The sequence below is a fragment of the Streptomyces sp. JLBG701 genome, from assembly GCF_058544905.1.
Genome location: NZ_CM178588.1, coordinates 3,788,716 through 3,809,943, shown reverse-complemented (window position 1 = coordinate 3,809,943; position 21,228 = coordinate 3,788,716). Strand labels below are relative to the sequence as shown.

Sequence of the window (21,228 nt, the reverse complement as noted above, 5' to 3'; positions counted from 1 at the left end):
CCGTGTCTCAGCTGCTCACCGGCTGCCGGTGAGATGCGCGAAGACGACGACGTTGCCCTGATAGCCGGTCGTACGGGAGTAACCGCCACCGCACGTGATCACCCGCAGCTCGGGCCGCTTGGCCGCCCCGTACACCTTCTCGTCGGGGAAGCGCTCGGCCTCGTACACCTCGACCGCGTCGACGGTGAACAGCGCCTCGCCGCCGTCGCGCCGGTCCACCTCGATGGTGCTGCCCTTCTTCAGGGCGCCGAGGCCGTAGAAGACGGCGGGGCCGTCGGCGTTGTCGACGTGGCCGGCGACGATGGCGGTGCCCGTCTCGCCGGGGGTGGTGCCGGCCTCGTACCAGCCGGCGAGGTTCTTCTTCGCGGCGGGCGGGACGTCGAGGCTGCCGGTGGGGGTGAGGCCGAGGCCCATCAGGGGTGCGTTCACGTGGATGGCGGGGATGCGGATGCGGTCCGGCGGGGAGGGCGGGAGCGCGGGCGCGGCGGCGACGTCCGTGCGGGCGCCCGTGTGCGCCTCGGCGGCGGACGGCTGCGGCGGGGCGTGCGTCTCCACGCCGCCGCGCAGCAGCCACGCGCCGGAGCACAGGGCGCCGACGGTGACGGTCGCTATGGCGATGTTCGCCGTGCTTACGTTGCTGAATCTGCGCACGCGAGCCTCCTGGGCCTCCTAGGGCTTCCTGGGGGAACCCTGTTTCCCCCTCCGGGCCGCGAGGGGCGTCGGACCCGGAGGGGGAAGGGACTTGCGGTACCGGCGGACGGACAGCGGAGGGTGTCCGTCAGATCCCGTCGCCTCTCGCCCGGCGATGCAGGAGCCAGGTACCGCCCGCGGCGGCGACGGCGAGAGCCGCCACGCCGGCCGCGGTCTGCACGGGGTCGGGGCCCAGAGCGCCGCCGACCCCCGCCTTGACACTTCCTCGCGGGCGCACCTGTTCGCGCATGGAGGTCAGCGTGACCATCAGGTCTCCGGTGACCTTCCGCCCGCCCTCGGCGCACGTCGCGACGATCTCGTACGTCCCCGGCTGCGCGCTCGGCGGCACCCTGAACTGCCCGATCGCGTCGCCCTCGTGGGTACTGGGCGCCAACGTGAACGAGCCGGCGCCGACCGCGCTGGCGTCCCCCTGCGCACTCCCGTCGTCCCCGCACGCCGCCGTGTTCACGGAGACGGTTCCGCCCGGCACGACCGAGGACGGATACACCTCCAGGCTGCCGCCCACCGCACCGTACGCGGGCGCGGCGACCAGCCCCGCGGCGGCGACGGCCAGCGCGGTACCGGTCAGCGAACGGGCGGTACGTCGCATGGTGCTCCTTCGAGCTTTGGTGGGGGAACGGTTCTGCTCTTCCGAGGTAAGTGGCACAAGGGCGCACGCGCTTCCTGAGGGTGCGTCAGAAATAGGGTGAATGGGTGTCGTCGTAAGGCCGCCGGGGCGGGGTGATGACGCTGTTTCGGCAGGTCATCGGGGGGATGTGGGCGGGTCGGGGAAAAGAACCCGAAGGGGGTGGGGTGAGGGTGTGAACGGGTGACCGCGTCCACGGAGTCGCGGCTTGACCTCAAGGAAGGTTGAGGTACCAGTCTGGGCCGCATGAAGACAGAGACCGCTCCCTTGAAGCCCTTGAACGTCACCGTCGTCATCGGCAGCAACCGCCACGGCCGCTTCGGCCCCGTCGTCGCGAGCTGGCTCCTCGACCATGTCCGGGACCGCGACGACCTCGCGGTGGAGGTGGTGGACGTGGCCGACACCGCCCTGCCCACGTCCCTGGCCCGGACCCCGGAGACGACGGCCGAACTGTCGGGCATCACCCCGAAACTCGCGGGCGCGGACGCGTTCGTCGTCCTGACCCCCGAGTACAACCACTCGTTCCCGGCGGGCCTGAAGAACCTGATCGACTGGCACTACACGGAATGGCGCGCCAAGCCCGTAGCCCTCGTCTCCTACGGCGGCCTCGCCGGCGGCCTGCGCGCGACGGAACACCTCCGCCAGGTCTTCGCCGAACTCCACGCCGTCACCGTCCGCGACACCGTCTCCTTCCACAACGCGGGCGCGTCCTTCGACGACGAGGGGCGACTGAAGGACCCGACGGGGCCGGACGCGGCGGCGAAGGTGATGCTGGACCAACTGGTGTGGTGGGGGTGGGCGTTGAAGGAGGCGAAGGGGGTGCGGGCGTACGGAGGCTGAATGCGGGGTGACCGGGGGCGGGGGCTTTCGCGTGGGCTTTGTGGCGCGCCCCGGGCCGGTTGTCGGCCGTTCGGATCCAAACCGGGCTTGTGATGCGGGCGGGCCTGGGGCTGGTCAGTGCGGCGGCGCTGGTGCTCTCCGGCGGGGCGCCGGCGCAGGCGGGAGCGGGGGCGGGGGCGGGGGCGAACGGCTGTAACCACCGGACATGTATCAGCGTCGAAGGATCAGGGCTCCGCGTCGAGCGGGTGTCGGCGTCCACGACCTGGAACGGCGACTTCACCGGCCACTTCCACATCCGGGGCGGTGGCATCGACCAGAACAGCGCCACCCAGTTCTGGGGCTACCACCAGCGGTTCACCATCCCTGTCCACTTCTAGGGAACGCCCGATATCTGGTGCCGGAAGGATGCCCCTTCCGACCTCCGCCCTCCGACCTAGTCCCGCCGCCGGATGCGACCGAGCACCGCACGCCATAACCTCCCCGCATGACGGAAGTTGCCGCACACCCCACCGGACCCCGCAGCCCGGAGCAGCGTAAGCACGCCGCGCTGGAACGCCTCGAACGCGACATCGACGTATGGGTCGCCACGGCCGACGAGACCGGCGAACCGTGTCTCATTCCGCTGGCCTTCTGGTGGGACGGCGAGGCGGTGTGGCTGGCCACGCGTGACACCAACCCGACCGGCCGCAACCTGTGCGCCTCGGGCCGCGTCCGGCTCTCCTTCGGTCACACCCGGGACGTGGTCCTGGTACACGGCACCGCGAACATGCTCACCCGGGAGGAACTACCGGCCGAGGTGGGCGACGCGTTCACGGCCAAGGCGGGCGGCTGGGACCCTCGCGAGGACCACCCCTCGTACGTCTGGTTCCGGGTCACTCCGGAGGTGCTGCAGGCGTGGGGGACGGTCGCCGAGATGGCGGGCAGGACCCTGATGCGCGACGGGAAGTGGCTGGTCTAGGGCGTGTGGAGCGGCCGCCCCGGTCCGATCAATGATCACCTCGGTGATCACCGAAGCGGCCGCATCACTCACCACGCAGGCCTCAGCCCACGTTCACCGCACTCCAAGCCGCCGCCACCGCGTTGTACTCCGCGCTCCCGGCCCCGTACAGATCCGTGGCCGCACTCAACGTCGCAGTCCGCGCACCGGCGTAATTCGTCGACGACGTCATGTAGACCGTCAGCGCCCGGTACCAGATCGCCCCCAGCTTGTCCCGCCCGATCCCCGTCACCGAAGTGCTGTTGCACGTAGGCGAGTTGTAGCTGACGCCGTTCACCGTCTTCGCCCCGCTGCCCTCGGCCAACAGGTACGCGAAGTGGTTGGCGACACCGGACGAGTAGTGGACGTCGAGGTTGCCGACCGTCGAGCTCCAGCAGTCCGCCGAGTTGCCGTCCTTGCTCGGCTGGTCCATGAAACGCAGGGCGGCCTTGCCGAAGCCGGAGCGGACGATCTTCTCGCCGATCAGGTAGTCGCCGATGTCGGAGGAGTTGGCGGCGTAGAACTCCACCAGTGTGCCGAAGATGTCGGACGTCGCTTCGTTCAAGCCGCCCGGCTCACCCGAGTACGTGAGGTCCGCCGTCGAGGACGTCACGCCGTGGGACATCTCGTGGCCGGCCACGTCCAGGGAGACCAGCGGGCCGAGTTGGGTGCCGTCACCGTCGCCGTAGGTCATGCAGAAGCAACTGTCGTCCCAGAAGGCGTTGTTGTAGTTGCTTCCGTAGTGCACACGGTTGTACGAACCCTTGCCGTCGCCCGCGATGCCGCTCCGGCCGTGGACGTTCTTGTAGTAGTCCCAGGTGACGTTCGTGCCGTACTGCGCGTCCACCGCGGCCGTGGAGCGGTCCGAAGTCGCCCCGGTGCCCCAGTGGTTGTCCGTGTCGGTGAAGACCGTCGACGGCGCCCGGCTGAGGCAGATCCCCAGGATGCACAGGTCCGTCTTGTTCGCCGCGTCGCCCGTGTACGTGCTTCCGCGCGTCGGGTCGGTGAGCTGGTACGTCGATCCGGACAGCGTCGTCTCCAGCGGAACCGTGCCGCCGTACAGCGACTGCCCGTCGCCCGTGGCCGTCTCGATGCTGTCCCAGGCGTCGATCTGCGCGCCGGTGCGGGCGTCGGTCAACACCGTTCGCGCGACGGGGTTGCCGAGCGAGTCCTGGGCCACCGCGTTCGTCCGCCAGGCCAGCTCGGGTGTGCCGTGCAGGGCGTCAACGACCAGCTCGGGCTTGGCGGTTATCTTCCTCAGCGTCTCGCCGAGGTTCACGGCACGCAGGGCGTTCACCGCGAGGTTCGCGGCCTTCGGGGCCGACAGCGACGGTGTCACGCTCGTCAGGGATATGGACTTCCTCGTCGCGCGCGAGGCGCTGCGGTACGTGCCGTCGGAGGTCAGGTGGACCACGAAGTCGCCGCCCAGGACCGGGAGCTGACGGTACGTCCGGTCGTAGCGCACATGCTGCGTGCCGTCCTTGTCGACGACCACGTCACGCACCGTCGTGTCCTGGGAGGCGGTCAGGCCCAGGGCCGTCGCGTGCTCCAGCAACGCGGACGCCGCGTCGGCGATCGCGCCCGTGACGGTCGGTCTGTCGGCCGCGTCGGCGGTCGGGGTGAGTGTGGCGGCGAGCAGGGTGGCGGTGGTGGCGGCGACACCGGCCGCGGCGAGACGGGAACCTCGAATGTGCCGTATCCGACTCATCGGTCTCCTCGGGGAAGCGCCTCACGGCGCGTGGGGGGACGTGGGGGTACAGGGGGGTTCATGGGGGGTGACGTGGAGGTGGTGTTGATTGCTCCCTGAGTTTTATGGGGTCATGACACGGCGTGTCCATAGCGCCTCCGTGCCGGTATGTGAGGGGTAAGAATCGTTTCTGCAAAGGCCACGGCAACGCATCTGTGCAGGAGAAAGCGTGCGATTCCCCTTTTTCGTCTACGGCACTCTCCGCCCCGGAGAGCCCAACCACGACCTCTTCCTTCGCGGCCGTACGCGCTCGGAGGAACCGGGACGCCTCACGGGCGCGGTGCTGTACGACGGCCCCGGCTATCCGTACGCCGTCGAGGAACCCGGCGGTGTCGTGGCCGGCGAACTCGTCACCGCGCACCCCGAGGCGTACGACGAACTCCTCGCCGCCCTCGACGAGTTGGAGGAGTGCGCGACACCCGGCGACCCACGCAACCTCTACGAGCGCGTCGAACGGGACGTCACGACGGACGCCGACGGCACCGCCGTACGCGCCTGGGTCTACCTCGCCGCCCCCTCCGTCGCCGCGAGCCTCCGCGCCCACGGCAAGCTCATCGAGGGCGGCGACTGGCGCACCCGAGGCTGATCCGGGCCGGCGCCGAGCGGCCGGTTCCCGGGCTCGGCCATGCGGGTTACCGGGCCGTGAGGCACCCCCGTCCCGCCCGCCGCCCACACCTACCCTCCGGCCATGACGGACACCGACACCGACATCACCAGGCGGCGCGCCCTAGCGATCGGCGGGGTGACCGCCGGGGCCGCCGTGGGCCTCGGCCTCAGCTCCTGCTCCGACATCTGCGTCCTCAACGGCAGTGTCACGGAGGGACCGTACTACCTCGACGGCGCCCTCTACCGCCAACCCCGGCGGCAACGCCCCCTCGGAGAGCGAGGACACCAGTACAAGCTGGCCCTGTACAGCCAACACACCGGCTACCGCACCAAGTTGGACGACGACATGGTGTACCCCGGCGGCGGCGCGAAGGACGGCCTCACGACCGTCACGGGCGACACGGACAAGGGCTTCACCGCGGCCCTGACGGTCGGTATCGACCCGGACGCGGAGAACACGGGTGCGGGCAGCGGAGGAGGCGGAAGCGAACCGCCGAGCGGCCCCCCACCGAGCGGCATGCCCAGCGGTACGCCAGCGACGTAATCGCCGGTGAGGGCAGCACCGGGAAGGGGTGCGGGGAACTGCGCGACCAGCCACGACGCCGCAGCAGACGACCGACGACAAATCGCGGCACTTCCACCGGCCCGCCTAGCCGGAAATCCTCACCAGCACAAAGGCAGGGGCTTCGGGCAGCACAACCCGGAGCCCTTCTCCGTCCCACGCCACTTCGGAAGCCTGGGCCCGCCCCGCCGGGTAAAGCACCTCCACCCGTACGCCCTCCCCACCCACCAAGTGCCGCACAGGGACCGCCCGTTCAGCCTCCCCACTCCTCCGCCACACAGCCACATACGTCGCCCCGGCCACCGGCGCCCGCAGCCCCAGCGCCACCCACTCGTCCATCCAGCCGGGAAGGCCCAGCGGCCAGAAGGGCAGCGCCGTACTCAGATCTCCGCGTATCGCCTTGTACGTCGCCAAAGCCTCCCGCACCAACCCAAGTTGATGCCCCGTCATCCGATCCAGATGCCCGGAGAGATGGACCCGCCCGAGCATCGCCGAGCCCAGCGTGAAGGCGATCCCCGCGTCCGTGAACTCCGGTTGCGGGTACGCCCACACGGCCCCCTGCTCCGGCGGCACAACGGTCGGCGCGGCGGCCGCGATCGGCGGATAGCGCACCGGATCCTGCTGGTCAGACGTGGACTGCAGCTGGGCGATGGCCAGAGACGCACCGTCCATCCGCATACCCCCCGAGGCACAGTTCTCGATCACCAGCCCTGGATGCCGGTCCAGAACTGACGCCAGCCACGCCCGCCACGCACGGGTGTGCGCGTGCAGCCCCGGCGCCGAGGTGGTGATGTTGTAGTCCAGCTTGAGATACCCCACGCCCCAGTCGCCGACGATCCGATCGACCGTCTTGTCGAGGTGAGCCCGCGCGGCGGCATGCGTCAAGTCCAGCTGGTGGCGCCCCTGTTCGGTGACCCGGCCGCCATCCTCGTGGCGCAGGAAGGCCCCCTCCGGCAACTCCCCGGCGACGGGACTGCGCACCCCCACCACCTCCGGCTCCAGCCACAGCCCCGGCACCATCCCACGCTCCCGGATCCGCTCCAGGACCGCCTGGAGACCGCCGTCCGGGAAGCGCCGGGCGGACGCCTGCCACGCCCCGACGCTGTCCCACCAGCCGCCGTCCTCGTCGTCGTACCAGCCGGCGTCGACGCAGAAGTACTCCGCGCCCGCGGAGGCCGCCGCGTCGATCAGCGGCAGCAGCTTCGCGGTTGTGGGGTCGCCCATCAGCGTGTTCATGTAGTCGTTGAAGACGACGGGGAGCCGCTCGTGGTCCGGGTGCGGGCGGCGGATCCCGCGGCGGTACGACGTCAGCGCGCCGACCGCTCCCTCGAAACCGTCGCCCAGCGCCAGCGCCGCGTACTCCGACGCGAACTCCTCTCCCGGACCCAGGAGTTGACGCCAGCCGTGGTCGTCGTACGTCGGCCCGCCCAGCCCGACATACGTGCGGCGGGCCGGTGCCTCGCCCGCGGCCCAGCCCCACCCGGCCGGCGACTCGATCTGCCAGAGCCAACACCGGCCGTCCGTACGGTCGGTGAGCGCGCCCATCGCGAGATGGCCGTCCGTCGGCCAACTACCGTGCCCCGTCAGGCGTACGGCGGCCCGCGCGTCGTGCTCGTGGACGTCCCGGTTGATGTCCGGCACGGAGTCCCGCAGCGGCTCGGAGTACCAACGGCACTCGGCCAGCCAGTCGTTGCGGGCCCGCTGCACGTCGAGCACATCGGGGGAGGGCAGCCCGCCGAGCAGGAGGCTGCCGATCGCGCGAACGGTGACCGGATCCGTGCCGTCGTTGCGCAGCCGGACGCGGGAGCGCAGGACGGGGACGCCGTCGGGGGAGGAGTACTCGGCGAAGACGCTCAACCCGCTGTCGGGGTCACGGAGTTCGACGGTCAGGTGGTGCCATCCGTCGCCGTAGGTGGCGTGGTGCGCCCGATAACGCAGGCGCGCCCCGAGCGCCGTACCCCGGAAACGCGGCCCGGACCAGCCGGTGCCCGCGCCCAGCAGGGTCACGTCGACCAGCGGGAGGGCGGGGGTCGCGACCGGCTGATCCGGGTCGCCGGGGCGGGCCAGGCGCAGCAGTCGGGGCGTGTCGTCGCCGGGGTCGAAGTCGAAGTCGGCGGTCAGGGCGGAGTGGCCCCAGCGGTAGCCGTGGTCAGGCGTCATGACGTCCTCATCCCCCGCCAAACGTGGTGTCAACGCCTCTTGTTGTCACAAGCGTCACACCTGTCACTTTCGGTCGCAAAGACTGAGACTTAAAACAGTCTGGGTAATGTCTGGAACATGCAAAGGCGGAAAGCGGAACCCCACGCCGATTCCCGACAACTGCCCCTTCTACGACTCGCGGACCTTTCGAGTCTCGTTCGTGCCCCGGCCGCACTCAGCGTCCCTGGTGACGTCCTCGTCGGTGCCACCGCGGCAGGGCGTCCGCTCGGGCCGCGTACGGCCGGTGTGATGGCCTCCTCCGTCTGCCTCTACTGGGCCGGAATGGCCCTCAACGACTATGCCGACGCCACCGTCGACGCGGTGGAGCGCCCCGAGCGGCCGGTGCCCTCCGGCCGGGTCCCGCGCCGCACAGCCCTGACCGTCGCCACCGCGCTGACCGCCGCCGGAATCGGCCTCGCGGCCCTGTCCGGCGGCCGGCGCGGCCTCGCCGCCGCACTTCCGCTGACCGCGGCGGTGTGGGCGTACGACCTGAAACTGAAGTCGACCCCGGCCGGTCCGGCGGCGATGGCCGCGGCGCGGACGCTGGACGTGCTGGCGGGCGCGCTGGCCGGCGGGGGCGGCGTTTCCTCGGGTCAACCCGGCGGCGCAGGACCGGTGTTGCGGCGCGCGTCTGTGCCCGCCCTGCTCACCGGAGTGCACACCTACACCCTCACCGCGCTCAGCCGCCACGAGATCTCCGGGGCCCCGGCGCGGCTGCCCGCCACGACACTCGCCGTCTCCGCCGCCACGGCACTGGCGACGGTCCTCCCGGCCCGGCGGGCAACAAGGGGCGAGGTGGCCCGTACCGCCGTCGCCTCCGCCGGAGCCCTCGCCTACCTGGGCACCTACGGCCGGGCCCAGGCGCGCGCCGTGCGCGACCCGAGCGGCGGCACCGTACGGCGGGCGGTGGGGGCCGGGATTCTCGCCCTCGTCCCGTTGCAGACGGCGCTCACCGCACGCGGCGGGGCGCCGGGTGCCGGCGCGGTGCTGGGGGCCCTGCACCCGGTGGCGCTGCGGCTCGCGAGACGGGTGTCGCCGACATGAGCGGGCCCGGGGCGACGGGCACGGGCGGTCTGCGGTTCGGGTACGGCACCAACGGGTTCACCCAGCACCGGCCGGCCGATGTGCTCGACGTGCTCGCGGACCTCGGTTACGACGGCGTGGCGCTCACGCTCGACCACGGGCACCTCGACCCGTACGCGGACGACCTGGACCGCCAAGTCGAGCGTCTCGGCAAGCAGTTGGAGCGGCTCGGCCTGACCATCACCATCGAGACAGGCGCGCCGTACTTCCTCGACCCCTGGGCCAAACACCGGCCCACCCTCATGTCGTCGCAGCCCGAGCGCCGCGTCGACCTGCTGCGGCGCGCCCTGCGCATCGCCACCGAACTGGGCTCGCCCACCGTCCACTTGTGCAGCGGACCGGCGCCGGACGGCGTCCCCGAGGCGGAGGCGTGGCGGCGGCTCGCCGCGGGTGTCGGGGCGGTGCTGGAGACGGCGGAGACCTACGGGGTCGCGCTGGCCTTCGAACCCGAGCCGTACATGTTCGTCGACACCGTCGAGCGTTGCCTGCGACTGCGTCAACTCGTGGGCGGACACGAGCTGTTCGGCATCACCCTGGACATCGGACACGCCCACTGCGTGGAGGAGCGGCCCCTCCTGGAGTGCCTGCGGCTGGCCGCTCCGTACCTGCTCAACGTGCAGATCGAGGACATGGTGCGCGGAGTCCACCGGCACCTCGAATTCGGGGCGGGCGAGATCGACTTCCCGCCGGTACTGGCCGCACTGCACGACCTCGGGCACCAGGGGCTGGTGTCCGTCGAGATCCAGGGCGGTGCCCTGGACGCTCCCGAAGTGGCCCGCCGTTCCCTGGAGTTCCTGCGCACCGCCGAGGCCGCGTTACTGGCCTCCTGAGCCCCGTCCCGAGGTTTTCCGACTCTCCTCCACCCCACCGAGGCAGGTCAGTCATGCCCTCAACACCCCCCTCCTCGCCCCCCGATGCCCCCATCCCCCTCACACCTGAAGCCCGCGCCTGGCTCGACACGGCTCTCGCCCGCGTCTCCGCCGACCCCACCGCCCTCCACGCCCTCTTCCCCGCGGTCCGCCGCCACTGCGGACGCGCACCCCTCCCCGACGGCACGACCGTCGACGAAGCAGCCCGCGCCCGCCTCCTCACCGCCCTCCCCCTGCGCGGCCCCGCCCTCGCCGAGCTGGTGGGAGCGCTCCATCGACACGGCGATCCCGCCGAACAGCGGGCGATCCTAAGGGCGTTGCCCCGCCTCGACCGAGAGGACGACGGCCGTTTCCTGACCCTTGTGCAGGAGACCCTGCGCGGCAACGACACCACCCTCATCGAGGCGGCCCTCGGCCCGTACGCCGCCACCCACCTGTCGGACCACGAGTACCGCCAGGCCGTCCTGAAGTGTGTCTTCTACGAGATCCCGCTCGCCCGGGTCGCCGGGCTCGACCACCGCGCCGACGCCGAACTCGCCCGCATGCTCACCGACTTCGCCCGCGAGCGGACGGCGGCCTCACGCCCCGTACCCGAGGACATCGCCCCTCTGGTGCGCCCCTTCACCCCCACCCACGGAGCCGTGTGACCATGCGCATCATCGACCCCCACATCCACATGACCTCCCGCACCACCGACGACTACGAGGCGATGTACGCGGCCGGCGTACGCGCGATCGTCGAGCCGGCGTTCTGGCTGGGCCAGCCCCGCACCTCGCCCGCCTCCTTCCACGACTACTTCGACTCGCTGCTGGGCTGGGAGCCTTACCGGGCCGCCCAGTTCGGCATCCAGCACTTCTGCACGATCGCCCTCAACCCGAAGGAGGCCAACGACCCCCGCTGCCTCCCCGTCCTCGACGACCTGCCCCGCTATCTCGCCAAGGACCGGGTCGTCGCCGTCGGCGAGATCGGCTACGACTCGATGACCAAGGAGGAGGACGAGGCCCTCGCCCGCCAGCTCCAACTCGCCGTCGAACACGGCCTGCCCGCCCTCGTCCACACCCCGCACCGCGACAAGGCGGCCGGCACCCGCCGCACCCTGGACGTCGTACGGGAGTCGGGCATCGCCCCCGAACTCGTCGTCCTGGACCACCTCAACGAGCTCACCGTCGCCATGGTCCTCGACAGCGGCTGCTGGGCCGGGTTCTCCGTCTACCCCAAGACGAAGATGAGCGAGGACCGCATGGTCCGCATCCTTCAGGAGCACGGCACGGACCGCGTCCTCGTCAACTCGGCCGCCGACTGGGGCCGTTCGGACCCGCTGAAGACCCGGAAGACGGGCGACGCGATGCTGGCCGCCGGGTTCGGCGACGACGACGTCGACCGCGTGTTGTGGCGCAATCCCGTCGCCTTCTACGGCCAGAGCGGCCGCCTCGACCTGGACGAGCCCAAGCCCGACGAGGCATCCACCTTCGAGGGAAACTCCGTCAAACGCGGGGGAGAGTGACCGGCCCGTGCGCTTCCTCCACCCCGACGGGACACCCGTCCACCTCGCGTACTGCAGCAACGTCCACCAGGCCGAGGACCTCACCGGAGTCGTCGCCCAGCTCGCCACGTACGCCGAACCGGTCCGGGATCGGCTCGGCGTCGCCCGGCTCGGCATCGGCCTGTGGCTGGCCCGCCCCGCCGTCACCGAACTCGCCGCCGACGCGGGGGCGTTGGCCCGGCTGAAGGGCGAACTCGCGGCACGCGGCCTGGAGACCGTCACCCTCAACGCCTTCCCCTACGAGGGTTTCCACCGCGAAGTCGTCAAGAAGGACGTCTACCTCCCCGACTGGGCCGACGAGGCCCGCCTCGCCTACACCCTCGACTGCGCCCGCGTCCTCGCCGCCCTCCTCCCCGACGACGCCCGACGGGGCAGCGTCTCCACCCTGCCGCTCGCCTGGCGCACCCCGTGGCCGAGGGAGCGCGCCGACGCGGCCCGCCGCGCCCTGGACCGCCTCGCGGAGGGCCTCGACCGGTTGGAACACGACACCGGCCGCCGCGTCCGGGTCGGCTTCGAACCCGAGCCGGGATGCGTCGTCGAGACCACCGAACAGGCCGTACGGGAGTTCGCGGACGTCGACCGCGAACGCCTCGGCATCTGCCTGGACGCCTGCCACCTCGCCGTCCAGTTCGAGGAACCGGGCGAGGCGCTGCGCAGGCTCTCCGACGACGGGCTGCCGGTCGTCAAGCTCCAGGCGTCCTGCGCGGTCGAGGCCCGCGACCCGGCGGACCCGGCCGCCCGCGCGGCCCTGCGCGAGCTGGCCGAGGCGCGCTTCCTGCACCAGACCCGGACGACGACCGACCAGGGTGCCGTACAGGGCGTCGACGACCTCCCCGAGGCTCTGACCGGCGGACTCCCCGACGACACCGGCACCCCCTGGCGGACCCACTTCCACGCCCCGCTGCACGCCGAGCCCGAGCCACCCCTGCGCACCACCGCCGGACAGCTCACCACCGTCCTCGCCGGCCTCCTCGGCGGTCCGACCGCGGCCTGCGACCACATCGAGGTCGAGACCTACACCTGGTCGGTGCTACCCGGTCCGCCCGCCGACCTCTGTGCCGGCATCGCCGCCGAACTCGCCTGGGCCCGGGACCGGTTGACGTCTCTCGGCCTCAAGGAGGACCACTCATGACCGAAACCCCGAACGCCAACCGGCTGGTCGTCCTCGACATCGCCGGCCTCACCCCCGACCTGCTCAAGCACATGCCCGCCCTCGCCGCCCTCGGCGACCGGGGCTTCCGCGCCCACCTCGGCACCACCCTGCCCGCCGTCACCTGCACCGCCCAGTCCACCTTCCTCACCGGCGAACTCCCCTCCGGACACGGCGCGGTGGCCAACGGCTGGTACTTCCGCGACCTCGGCGACGTCCTGCTGTGGCGGCAGCACAACGCCCTCGTCGGCGGCGAGAAGATCTGGGACGCGGCCCGCAAGACCCGCCCCGACTTCACGGTCGCCAACATCTGCTGGTGGTACGCCATGGGGGCGGACGTCGACTGGACGGTCACCCCCCGCCCGGTCTACTACTCCGACGGCCGCAAGGAACCCGACTGCTACACCTGGCCGCCGTCCCTGCACGCCGAACTCACCGACCGCCTCGGCCCGTTCCCCCTCTTCACCTACTGGGGCCCGAACGCGGGCATGCCCTCCACCCAGTGGATCCTCGGCGCCGCCCGCCAGATCTTCGACGAACACCGCCCCGACCTCACCCTCGTCTACATCCCGCAGATGGACTACGAACCCCAGCGCTCCGGCCCCGGCTCACCGGCGACCGCCCGCCAGGCCCGCCAACTCGACGACGCCCTGCGCCCGTTGATCGCCCACTTCCTCGACGCGGGCGCCACCGTGGTGGCCCTCAGCGAGTACGGCATCACTCCCGTCTCCCGCCCTGTCGACATCAACCGCGCCCTGCGCCGCGCCGGACTCCTCGAAGTCCACACCCAGGACGGCATGGAGTACCTCGACACCTGGACCTCGCGCGCCTTCGCCGTCGCCGACCACCAGGTGGCCCACGTCTACGTCCGCGACCCGGCGGACGTGGCCCAGGTCGCCAAGATCCTCGGCGAACTCGACGGCGTCGACCAGATCCTGGACGCCGAGGGCAAGGCGACGTACGGCGTCGACCACGAGCGCTCCGGTGAACTGGTGGCCGTCGCCGCGCCGGACGCCTGGTTCACGTACTACTACTGGCTCGACGACGACCGCGCCCCCGACTTCGCCCGCCAGGTCGAGATCCACCGCAAGCCCGGCTACGACCCCGCCGAGCTGCTCTACGACGAGACGGTCCCGGCGGTGAAGCTGAAGGCGATCGGCCAGGTGGCCCGCAAGAAGCTCGGCTTCCGGTACCGCATCAGCACGGTCCCGCTGGACCCCTCGGGCGTGCGGGGCAGCCACGGCCGGCTGCCGGCCGACCCGGACCACGGCCCCGTATTCCTGTGCTCTCAACCGGAGCTGGAGACACCGGAGTTGGCGGCGACGGATGTGAAGGCGCTGTTGCTGCGGCTGGCAGGGGTGACGGAGTGACCCTCCCGACCGCGCCCCCGCCCCTCCCCATCGACTCGTCCCTCCTCGACGCCACCCCCGAACACGACCGCCTGCGCACGGAGGAGCCGGTACGGCGGGTGACTCTGCGCGAGGGAAACCATCCCTGGCTGATCACACGGTACGAGGACGCCCGGGCCGTGCTGGCCGATCCCCGGTTCAGCGCCGACTCGGCCCGGGAGGGCTTCCCGGGACTGCGCGAGAAGACGCCGCCGCGTTCCCCCGGCCACTTCCACGTGATGGATCCGCCCGACCACACCCGGCTGCGCCGGATGCTGATCCCCGAGTTCTCCTTCCGCCGTATCGAGGGGCTGCGCGGCGCGCTCCAGCGGATCTGCGAGCGGCTGATCGACGACATGACCGCGGACGGCGCCACCGGCACCGACCTCGTCGAGGCGTACGCCCTGCCCCTGCCGACCCTCGCCATCTGCGAGCTGCTCGGGGTGCCGTACGAGGATCACGCCTTCTTCCAGGCGAGGTACCGCGTCGTGACCAGCCTCGTCGCCGACCCGGCCGAGGCGGCGGCCGCCCGGGCCGACCTGTACGGCTACCTGGGCGACCTGCTCGTCAGGCGCGCCCGCGAGCCCGCCGACGACCTGATGTCACGGCTGGCCACGGAGCGGGTGGCCACCGGCGAGCTCACCTCCGCCGAGGCCGTCGGCATGGTCTCCCTGCTGCTCGCGGCGGGCCACGACACCACCGCCAACATGATCCCGCTGGCCGTGCTCGCGCTGGTGCGGGAGCCGGCTCGACTGGCCGCCCTGCACAGTGATCCCGCCCGCTGGCCGGACGCGGTGGAGGAACTGCTGCGCCGGCTGACCGTGGTCCGCAGCGGGCTGCGCCGGATCGCCACGGAGGACGTAAGCGTCGGCGGGGTCCTCATCAGGGCGGGCGAGGGCGTGATCGTCGCGCTGCACACCGCGAACCATGACCCGGAGGCGTTCGGTTCCCCGGGCGCCCCCGACTCCCGCCCGCACCTCGCCTTCGGCCACGGCCCGCACCAGTGCATCGGCCAGTCCCTGGCCCGCGTGGAACTCCAGGCGGGCCTGTCCACCCTCTTCCGCCGAATCCCCGACCTGCGGCTCGCCGCACCTCTTGAGGGCCTCGCCCTCTCCACCAGCGCCGTCCACGGCGTCCGTACCCTCCCCGTCACCTGGTAAGGAGCCCCACCTCATGACCGCGACGAACACCACCACTCTCAGCGAGACCGTCCTGAAGAACACCCGCCCGGAGATCAACGCCTGGCTCGCCGCCTTCGTCGAATGCCACGGCGGCTTCGTCGGCTCCGTCCACCTGTCCGAGCCCGCCGAGGACGGCGAGATCGTGCTCGTCGCCGCGTACAACCTGCCGCCCTCCGTGGTGAACGGCGCCGCAGTCGTCGTCATCGGCAAGGGCATGGCCGGAGTCACCGCCGAGCGCAGGGCCCCGATCGGCATCGCCGACCTCCAGACCGACACCTCGGGCGTGGCCCGCCCGCCGGCCCGTGTCTCCCAGGCCAAGGGCTCGGTCACCCTGCCGGTCTTCGCCCCGGACGACCCCGCCAGGCTGCTGGCCGTGGTCGGGCTGGGCTTCTCCGAGCCCCGGGAGTTCTCGGACGAGGAGATAGCGGCGTACGGCGCCGACGCGACGACGGTTCTGGCCGCCGCCTAGATCGACACGGCGGCCCGGCTCAACCGCCTACCGCCTCCACCCGCACCGCACACGCCTTGAACTCCGGCATGCGCGAAGTCGGGTCGAGAGCAGGGTTGGTGAGCGTGTTGGCGCGCCCCTCGCCGTACCAGTGGAAGGGCATGAAGACGGTGTCCGGGCGGATCGTGTTCGTGATCCGCGCGGGCGCCACCGCCCGTCCGCGCCGGGACACGACCGACAAGGGGTCGCCCTCCTTGGCACCGAGCCGCTCGGCCAGCCGCGGATGCAGCTCCACGAACGGCCCCGGCGCGGCGGCGTTCAGCTCGTCCACGCGCCGGGTCTGGGCGCCCGACTGGTACTGCGCCACGACCCGCCCGGTGGTGAGCAGGAGGGGATAGTCGTCGTCGGGTTCCTCGGCGATCGGCCGGTGCGAGACGGCCACGAAACGCGCCCGCCCGTCCGCCGTGGCGAACCGGTCGAGGAAGAGCCGGGGCGTGCCGGGGTGGACATCCCTCTCCAGCCTCTCCCCTTCCTGTTCCTGCTTCTCAACGGCCGGGCACGGCCAGAACACCCCGTTCTCCTCCGCCAGTCGGCGGTAGGTGATCCCGGAGTAGTCCGCAGGCCCGCCCGCGCTAGCCCGGCGCAGCTCCTCGAAGACCTCCTCGGGGTCGGTCGGGAAGCCCTTCTCCACACCCAGCCGGTCGGCCAGTTCGTGCATGACCTCAAGGTCGCTGCGGACGCCGTCCGGAGGCGTGATCGCCTGCCGCCGCAGCAGCACCCGCCCCTCCAGGTTGGTCGTCGTCCCCGTCTCCTCGGCCCACTGGGTGACCGGCAGCACGACATCCGCGAGGGCGGCCGTCTCCGACAGCACCACGTCACAAACGGCAAGGAAATCAAGGGACTTGACGCGTTCCTCGATGTGCGCGGCACGCGGCGCCGACACCACCGGGTTGGAACCCATCAGCAGCAGCGACTTGATGTCCGTACCCAGCGCGTCGAGCAACTCGTAGGCGCTGCGCCCGGGTCCGGGAAGCGAGTCCGGGTCCACGCCCCACACCTCGGCCACGTGCCGCCGCGCCGCCGGGTCGTCCAGCTTGCGGTAGCCGGGCAACTGGTCGGCCTTCTGGCCGTGTTCGCGCCCGCCCTGTCCGTTGCCCTGCCCGGTCAGACAGCCGTAGCCGCTGAGCGGCCGTCCCGCCCGGCCCGTGGCCAGGCACAGGTTGATCCAGGCGCCCACCGTGTCCGTGCCCTTGGACTGCTGCTCGGGTCCGCGTGCGGTGAGCACCATGGCGTTCTCGGGCTCGCAGAACAGCCGTACGGCCTCGCGGAGTTCGGGCACAGACACGCCGGTGATCCGCTCCACGTACTCCGGCCAGTGAGCCATCGCCGCGGCCCGCGCGTCCTCCCAGCCGGCGGTGCGCTCATTGACGTAGGCCTGGTCGATGCGTCCCTCGGCGACGACCAGGTGCAGCAGGCCGAGTGCCAGCGCGAGGTCGGTGCCCGGGCGGGGTGCCAGGTGGAGGTCGGCGTGCTCGGCGGTCTTGGTGCGGCGCGGGTCTACGACGATCAACGTGCCGCCGTTCTCGCGGAGTTCGTTGAAGAACCGCATGGAGGGCGGCATGGTCTCCGCGAGGTTCGATCCGACGAGGATCACGCAGCCCGTCTTCGGGATGTCCTCCAGCGGGAACGGCAGCCCCCGGTCGAGTCCGAACGCCTTCATGCCCCCGGCCGCCGCGGACGACATGCAGAAGCGGCCGTTGTAGTCGATCTGCGAGGTGCCGAGCACCACGCGCGCGAACTTGCCGAGCGTATACGCCTTTTCGTTGGTCAGCCCGCCCCCGCCGAAGACCCCGCACGCGTCCGGACCATGTTCCGCACGCGTACGGGACAGCTCCTCGGCGATCCGGTCCAGTGCCTCGTCCCAGGAGGCGGGCACCAGCGTGCCCTCGGAGCGCACCAACGGGGAGGTCAGCCGCACCCGGGACGAGAGCACCGCCGGCGCCGTACGGCCCTTGCCGCACAGCGCACCCCGGTTCACCGGGAAATCCGCGCGCTCACTCACCTCGACCGTCCCGCCCGGGACGGGGGTGAGGTTCATCCCGCACTGCAGGGCGCAGTAGGGGCAGTGCGTGGGCGTGGCGGGGGTCTTCATACCGCCCAGCGTGCTTCGGCCGTGTTACGTGCCATGGCGGCTCCGTGTTACGCGGGCGGGACGGCGACCTCCCCGCCGCCGCCCGACCGACGTGAGGCGCACAGCACCGCACCCCCGAGTCGCCGCCGGGCGGGACGGAAGTTGCCCGTGTGACGAAGAACGCCACATGTGGCTCGTTCCGTACCGTGCCTGGCCGATCACACGCTGTTGAGACTTCAAGAGCCCCCGTCCTACTCTCAGGCCCCGCACGACTCCGTACGCCCCAGCAAGACTCCGTACGACTCCGCACGGCGTTCGACATACCGGGCATGCCCGCCGCTCATCCCGGACCAGGCAAACCGTCATTCGAAACAGCCAGGAGGACCCCCCACCATGCCCCTGCGCCACTTAACCCCACGTGACCAGCGCCTTTTCTGGCAGTACGGCCGCGGCCCGACCGTCCCCGTCCCGGATCCGCTCGTCCACCGCGCCGTCGAACGGCGCGCCACGGCCACCCCGCATGCCATCGCCGCCGAACACCGGGGTGCGAAGATCACCTACGGCGAGCTCAACCGCTACGCCGACGCCCTCGCCGCCCGCCTCGTCCGGGAGGGCGTACGCCCCGGCGACCACGTCGGTCTCTTCGTCCGCCGCTCGATCCCGATGCTCGTCGGCCTCCTCGGCACCCTGAAGGCGGGCGCCGCCTACGTCCCCCAGGACATCGGCCTCGCTCCCCGCACCCAGCTCGCGCACGTCGTCCACACTGCCCGGACCCGGGTGATCCTGACCCAGCGCGAGTACGCGTCCCGCGTCCCCCTGCCCAAGGGCCACCGGCTGATCGCGCTGGACGAGCCGATGCCGATGCCGTACGGGCGGCACCCGGCGTTCGGCGTCGGCCCCGACGACGGCTGCTACGTCCTGTTCACCTCCGGCACCACCGGCCGCCCCAACGGCGTGAAGGTCACCCACCGCAACGTCGCCAACATCCTGCTCACCGAACCCGGCGCCCTCGGCATCCGGCCCGGCGACCGGGTGGCCCAACTCCTCAACATCGCCTTCGACATGGCCGCCTGGGAGATCCTCGGCTGCCTCGCCCACGGCGGCACCCTCGTCATCCGCGGCAAGGACATCACCGCCGCGGCCCGCACCGTCGACGTCCTGATCGCCACCCCGACCGTCCTGTCCGCGATCGACCCGGCCGCCTGCCCGCACGTACGGACCGTGGCCGTGGCCGGCGAGCCCTGCCCGCGCCCGCTCGCCGACCGGTGGGCGCGCCGGGCCGCCTTCCACAACTGCTGCGGCCCGACCGAGACGACGATCGTCAACACGATGCGCCGCCATGATCCGAGCGACCCACTGCTGACCATCGGCCGCCCGACCCCCAACAACACCGTCTACGTCCTGGACGCCGATCGCCGTCCGCTCCCCATCGGCGAGGTCGGCGAGATGTGGGCGGGCGGCGACTGCGTCTCGGCCGGCTACCTCGCCAACGCGCCCCTGAACAACGAGCGTTACGCCCCCGACCCCTTCCTCGGCGACGGCCACCGCATGTTCCGCACCCGCGACCTCGGCCGCTGGACCCCGGACGGCGAACTCGAACACCTCGGCCGCACCGACGACCAGGTCAAGGTGCGCGGCTTCCGCGTCGAACTCGACTCCGTCTCCTCGGTGTTGGAGTCCGTCGAGGGCTGCGCGCGTGCCGTTACGCTCAAGCGGGACGCGCGTAGCCTCGTGTCCTTCGTCTGCCCGGCGGACGTCGACCCGCAGCGGGCGCGCGACGCGGTGGCGGCCGTACTGCCGTACTACTGCGTCCCCGAGGACGTCCTGCCGCTGACAACTCTCCCCGAGACGGACCGCGGCAAGATAGACAAGGCGGCGCTGCTGCGGCTGGCCGAGGAGCGCGTGGCGGTGGCCCGATGACGACGGCACCCGCGCGGCGGACGACCGACCTCCCGCCGCTCATGTCCCCGGCGCGACGACTCCTGAAGCACCCGCGGCTGATGCACCACAACCGGCTGGCGGCGCTCGTGATCGTCGCCAACCTGCTCTTCCTGTACGTCAGTTGGTGGCCGTCCGCGCCCACGCTCGCGCACGCGTCCCTGGCCAACCTCGCCCTCGCCGTCCTGGTCCGCCAGCAGTACGTGATCAACCTCTTCTTCCGGCTGGCGACTTCGGCGCCGACGAGCTGGCCGCTGAAGCTCCGCTGGACGCTCGGCAAGGTCTACCACTTCGGTGGACTGCACGTGGGCGGGGCGCTGGCGGGGTCGGCGTGGTTCCTGGCACTCACGCTCACCGGGGCCAACGGGCTCCTGGCCGTGGTGAGTTGGACCCTGGTCGCGCTCCTCGCCCTCATCGTCGTCACCGCCCTGCCCCTCTTCCGCTCCCGCCACCACGACCACTTCGAGAAGATCCACCGTTTCGGCGGCTGGAGCGCTCTCGCCCTCTTCTGGGCGCACACCCTGCTGTCCGCCCCGGGCCCGGTCCCGATCGCGGTGCTCGCGACCGTCACCTTCAGCGTGGCCCTTCCCTGGCTACGACTCCGCAAGGTCGACGTCCGCGTCGAACGCCCGTCCCCGCACGTGGTGTTGGCCCGCTTCAACCACGGCGAGACCCCCTTCGCGGGTTCCTCGACCGCGATCAGCCGCAGCCCACTGAAGGAATGGCACTCCTTCGCCAACGTCCCCTCCCCGGGCGAGCCGGGCTTCCGCCTCACCATCTCCCGAGCGGGCGACTGGACGGGCGAGTTCATCGACGACCTGCCCCGGCAGGTCTGGGTGAAGGGCATCACGACAGCGGGAGTCGCCAACATCGAGACCCTCTTCAAGAAGGTGGTCTACGTCGCGACAGGCAGCGGCATCGGCCCCTGCCTGCCCCATCTCCTGGCCGCAGAGGTCCCGTCCCGCCTGGTCTGGGCCACCAGGGACCCCCGTACGACCTACGGCGACGCGCTCGTCGACGAGATCCTCGCCGTCCAGCCGCACGCCCTGGTCTGGGACACCTCCCGCGACGGCAAGCCCGACATGGTGCGGCTCGCGTATGACGCGTACCGCGACTTCGGGGCCGAGGCGGTGATCTGCATCTCCAACAAGAAGCTGACCTGGCAGGTGGTGCACGGCCTGGAACGACGCGGGATTCCGGCGTACGGCGCGATCTGGGACTCGTAACTCTC

At 71.5% G+C, this 21,228-nt stretch carries 20 protein-coding genes; 15 read left to right on the top strand and 5 right to left on the bottom strand.

Annotation, left to right across the window (positions count from 1 at the left end; genetic code table 11):
- Positions 1-15: 15 nt before the first annotated feature.
- Both AC5DRG_RS17500 and AC5DRG_RS17495 read right to left on the bottom strand, forming a co-directional pair.
- Entirely contained in the window at positions 16-651 is a 636-nt protein-coding gene (locus tag AC5DRG_RS17500; protein WP_491811451.1) for a class F sortase, read from the bottom strand.
- Between the two features lie 127 nt (positions 652-778).
- On the bottom strand, positions 779-1,300 hold the full coding sequence (locus AC5DRG_RS17495) for a hypothetical protein (RefSeq protein ID WP_491811450.1): 522 nt from the start codon (positions 1,298-1,300) through the stop codon (positions 779-781).
- Positions 1,301-1,582: 282 nt separating this feature from the next.
- Between AC5DRG_RS17495 and AC5DRG_RS17490 the strand changes: the two genes are divergently transcribed.
- The 3 genes from AC5DRG_RS17490 to AC5DRG_RS17480 all read left to right on the top strand — a co-directional run bounded on the left by AC5DRG_RS17490 (position 1,583) and on the right by AC5DRG_RS17480 (position 3,134).
- Complete coding sequence (locus AC5DRG_RS17490) at positions 1,583-2,176, top strand: NADPH-dependent FMN reductase (protein ID WP_491811449.1); 594 nt, start codon at positions 1,583-1,585, stop codon at positions 2,174-2,176.
- A gap of 245 nt (positions 2,177-2,421) precedes the next feature.
- Positions 2,422-2,553 (top strand): hypothetical protein, encoded by a 132-nt coding sequence (locus AC5DRG_RS17485; RefSeq protein ID WP_491811448.1) that lies wholly within the window; start codon positions 2,422-2,424, stop codon positions 2,551-2,553.
- 107 nt (positions 2,554-2,660) lie between these two features.
- Positions 2,661-3,134 (top strand): pyridoxamine 5'-phosphate oxidase family protein, encoded by a 474-nt coding sequence (locus AC5DRG_RS17480; protein WP_491811447.1) that lies wholly within the window; start codon positions 2,661-2,663, stop codon positions 3,132-3,134.
- Between the two features lie 82 nt (positions 3,135-3,216).
- On the opposite strand, the gene AC5DRG_RS17475 is transcribed toward AC5DRG_RS17480, so the two are convergent.
- Positions 3,217-4,860 carry a M4 family metallopeptidase gene (locus tag AC5DRG_RS17475; protein WP_491811446.1) on the bottom strand — a complete coding sequence of 548 codons (1,644 nt, stop codon included), beginning with the start codon at positions 4,858-4,860 and terminating at the stop codon, positions 3,217-3,219.
- A gap of 208 nt (positions 4,861-5,068) precedes the next feature.
- Here AC5DRG_RS17475 and AC5DRG_RS17470 point away from each other — a divergent pair, with 208 nt between their 5' ends.
- A complete protein-coding gene (locus tag AC5DRG_RS17470; RefSeq protein WP_491811445.1) occupies positions 5,069-5,485 on the top strand; it encodes a gamma-glutamylcyclotransferase family protein in 417 nt (138 codons plus the stop codon).
- Between the two features lie 102 nt (positions 5,486-5,587).
- Positions 5,588-6,049 (top strand): hypothetical protein, encoded by a 462-nt coding sequence (locus AC5DRG_RS17465; RefSeq protein ID WP_491811444.1) that lies wholly within the window; start codon positions 5,588-5,590, stop codon positions 6,047-6,049.
- A gap of 105 nt (positions 6,050-6,154) precedes the next feature.
- Here the strand turns inward: AC5DRG_RS17465 and AC5DRG_RS17460 are convergent, their stop codons facing one another.
- The gene (locus tag AC5DRG_RS17460; RefSeq protein WP_491811443.1) at positions 6,155-8,227 is read right to left on the bottom strand and encodes an alpha-galactosidase; all 2,073 of its coding nucleotides are present in this window, start codon (positions 8,225-8,227) and stop codon (positions 6,155-6,157) included.
- 117 nt (positions 8,228-8,344) lie between these two features.
- Here AC5DRG_RS17460 and AC5DRG_RS17455 point away from each other — a divergent pair, with 117 nt between their 5' ends.
- The 8 genes from AC5DRG_RS17455 to AC5DRG_RS17420 are packed head-to-tail and all read left to right on the top strand — an operon-like array spanning position 8,345 to position 15,949.
- On the top strand, positions 8,345-9,310 hold the full coding sequence (locus AC5DRG_RS17455) for an SCO3242 family prenyltransferase (protein ID WP_491811442.1): 966 nt from the start codon (positions 8,345-8,347) through the stop codon (positions 9,308-9,310).
- Positions 9,307-10,179, top strand: coding sequence for a sugar phosphate isomerase/epimerase family protein (locus AC5DRG_RS17450; RefSeq protein ID WP_491811441.1), 873 nt, complete (start codon positions 9,307-9,309; stop codon positions 10,177-10,179). The genes AC5DRG_RS17455 and AC5DRG_RS17450 overlap by 4 nt, the downstream gene beginning before the upstream one ends.
- A 53-nt stretch (positions 10,180-10,232) precedes the next feature.
- A complete protein-coding gene (locus tag AC5DRG_RS17445) occupies positions 10,233-10,865 on the top strand; it encodes an EboA domain-containing protein (protein ID WP_491811440.1) in 633 nt (210 codons plus the stop codon).
- A 2-nt stretch (positions 10,866-10,867) separates the two neighbouring features.
- The gene (locus tag AC5DRG_RS17440) at positions 10,868-11,722 is read left to right on the top strand and encodes a TatD family hydrolase (protein ID WP_491811439.1); all 855 of its coding nucleotides are present in this window, start codon (positions 10,868-10,870) and stop codon (positions 11,720-11,722) included.
- Between the two features lie 7 nt (positions 11,723-11,729).
- The gene (gene eboE / locus AC5DRG_RS17435) at positions 11,730-12,893 is read left to right on the top strand and encodes a metabolite traffic protein EboE (RefSeq protein ID WP_491811438.1); all 1,164 of its coding nucleotides are present in this window, start codon (positions 11,730-11,732) and stop codon (positions 12,891-12,893) included.
- Positions 12,890-14,281: an alkaline phosphatase family protein gene (locus AC5DRG_RS17430; protein WP_491811437.1), complete on the top strand. Its 1,392-nt coding sequence runs from the start codon at positions 12,890-12,892 to the stop codon at positions 14,279-14,281. The genes eboE and AC5DRG_RS17430 overlap by 4 nt, the downstream gene beginning before the upstream one ends.
- Positions 14,278-15,459 (top strand): cytochrome P450, encoded by a 1,182-nt coding sequence (locus tag AC5DRG_RS17425; protein ID WP_491811436.1) that lies wholly within the window; start codon positions 14,278-14,280, stop codon positions 15,457-15,459. The genes AC5DRG_RS17430 and AC5DRG_RS17425 overlap by 4 nt, the downstream gene beginning before the upstream one ends.
- Before the next feature lie 13 nt (positions 15,460-15,472).
- Positions 15,473-15,949: a GAF domain-containing protein gene (locus AC5DRG_RS17420; protein WP_491811435.1), complete on the top strand. Its 477-nt coding sequence runs from the start codon at positions 15,473-15,475 to the stop codon at positions 15,947-15,949.
- A gap of 19 nt (positions 15,950-15,968) precedes the next feature.
- Here AC5DRG_RS17420 and AC5DRG_RS17415 read toward each other — a convergent pair whose 3' ends face one another.
- Positions 15,969-18,080, bottom strand: a complete 2,112-nt coding sequence (locus AC5DRG_RS17415) for a molybdopterin oxidoreductase family protein (RefSeq protein ID WP_491811434.1) — start codon at positions 18,078-18,080, stop codon at positions 15,969-15,971.
- Between the two features lie 372 nt (positions 18,081-18,452).
- On the opposite strand from AC5DRG_RS17415, the gene AC5DRG_RS17410 reads away from it, so the two are divergent.
- Positions 18,453-19,979 (top strand): amino acid adenylation domain-containing protein, encoded by a 1,527-nt coding sequence (locus tag AC5DRG_RS17410; protein WP_491811433.1) that lies wholly within the window; start codon positions 18,453-18,455, stop codon positions 19,977-19,979.
- Positions 19,976-21,223: a ferredoxin reductase domain-containing protein gene (locus AC5DRG_RS17405; RefSeq protein ID WP_491811432.1), complete on the top strand. Its 1,248-nt coding sequence runs from the start codon at positions 19,976-19,978 to the stop codon at positions 21,221-21,223. Before AC5DRG_RS17410 ends, AC5DRG_RS17405 begins: the two co-directional genes overlap by 4 nt.
- Positions 21,224-21,228: the final 5 nt, after the last annotated feature.

What these genes read in the sequence shown, in the direction of transcription:
- AC5DRG_RS17495 (WP_491811450.1), bottom strand. Translation starts at nt 1,300, where the DNA reads ATGCGACGTACCGCCCGTTCGCTGACCGGTACCGCGCTGGCCGTCGCC.
- AC5DRG_RS17480 (WP_491811447.1), top strand. Translation starts at nt 2,661, where the DNA reads ATGACGGAAGTTGCCGCACACCCCACCGGACCCCGCAGCCCGGAGCAG.
- AC5DRG_RS17455 (WP_491811442.1), top strand. Translation starts at nt 8,345, where the DNA reads ATGCAAAGGCGGAAAGCGGAACCCCACGCCGATTCCCGACAACTGCCC.
- AC5DRG_RS17430 (WP_491811437.1), top strand. Translation starts at nt 12,890, where the DNA reads ATGACCGAAACCCCGAACGCCAACCGGCTGGTCGTCCTCGACATCGCC.
- AC5DRG_RS17460 (WP_491811443.1), bottom strand. Translation starts at nt 8,227, where the DNA reads ATGACGCCTGACCACGGCTACCGCTGGGGCCACTCCGCCCTGACCGCC.
- AC5DRG_RS17445 (WP_491811440.1), top strand. Translation starts at nt 10,233, where the DNA reads ATGCCCTCAACACCCCCCTCCTCGCCCCCCGATGCCCCCATCCCCCTC.
- AC5DRG_RS17440 (WP_491811439.1), top strand. Translation starts at nt 10,868, where the DNA reads ATGCGCATCATCGACCCCCACATCCACATGACCTCCCGCACCACCGAC.
- AC5DRG_RS17415 (WP_491811434.1), bottom strand. Translation starts at nt 18,080, where the DNA reads ATGAAGACCCCCGCCACGCCCACGCACTGCCCCTACTGCGCCCTGCAG.
- AC5DRG_RS17490 (WP_491811449.1), top strand. Translation starts at nt 1,583, where the DNA reads ATGAAGACAGAGACCGCTCCCTTGAAGCCCTTGAACGTCACCGTCGTC.
- AC5DRG_RS17420 (WP_491811435.1), top strand. Translation starts at nt 15,473, where the DNA reads ATGACCGCGACGAACACCACCACTCTCAGCGAGACCGTCCTGAAGAAC.
- AC5DRG_RS17405 (WP_491811432.1), top strand. Translation starts at nt 19,976, where the DNA reads ATGACGACGGCACCCGCGCGGCGGACGACCGACCTCCCGCCGCTCATG.
- AC5DRG_RS17450 (WP_491811441.1), top strand. Translation starts at nt 9,307, where the DNA reads ATGAGCGGGCCCGGGGCGACGGGCACGGGCGGTCTGCGGTTCGGGTAC.
- AC5DRG_RS17475 (WP_491811446.1), bottom strand. Translation starts at nt 4,860, where the DNA reads ATGAGTCGGATACGGCACATTCGAGGTTCCCGTCTCGCCGCGGCCGGT.
- AC5DRG_RS17410 (WP_491811433.1), top strand. Translation starts at nt 18,453, where the DNA reads ATGCCCCTGCGCCACTTAACCCCACGTGACCAGCGCCTTTTCTGGCAG.
- AC5DRG_RS17465 (WP_491811444.1), top strand. Translation starts at nt 5,588, where the DNA reads ATGACGGACACCGACACCGACATCACCAGGCGGCGCGCCCTAGCGATC.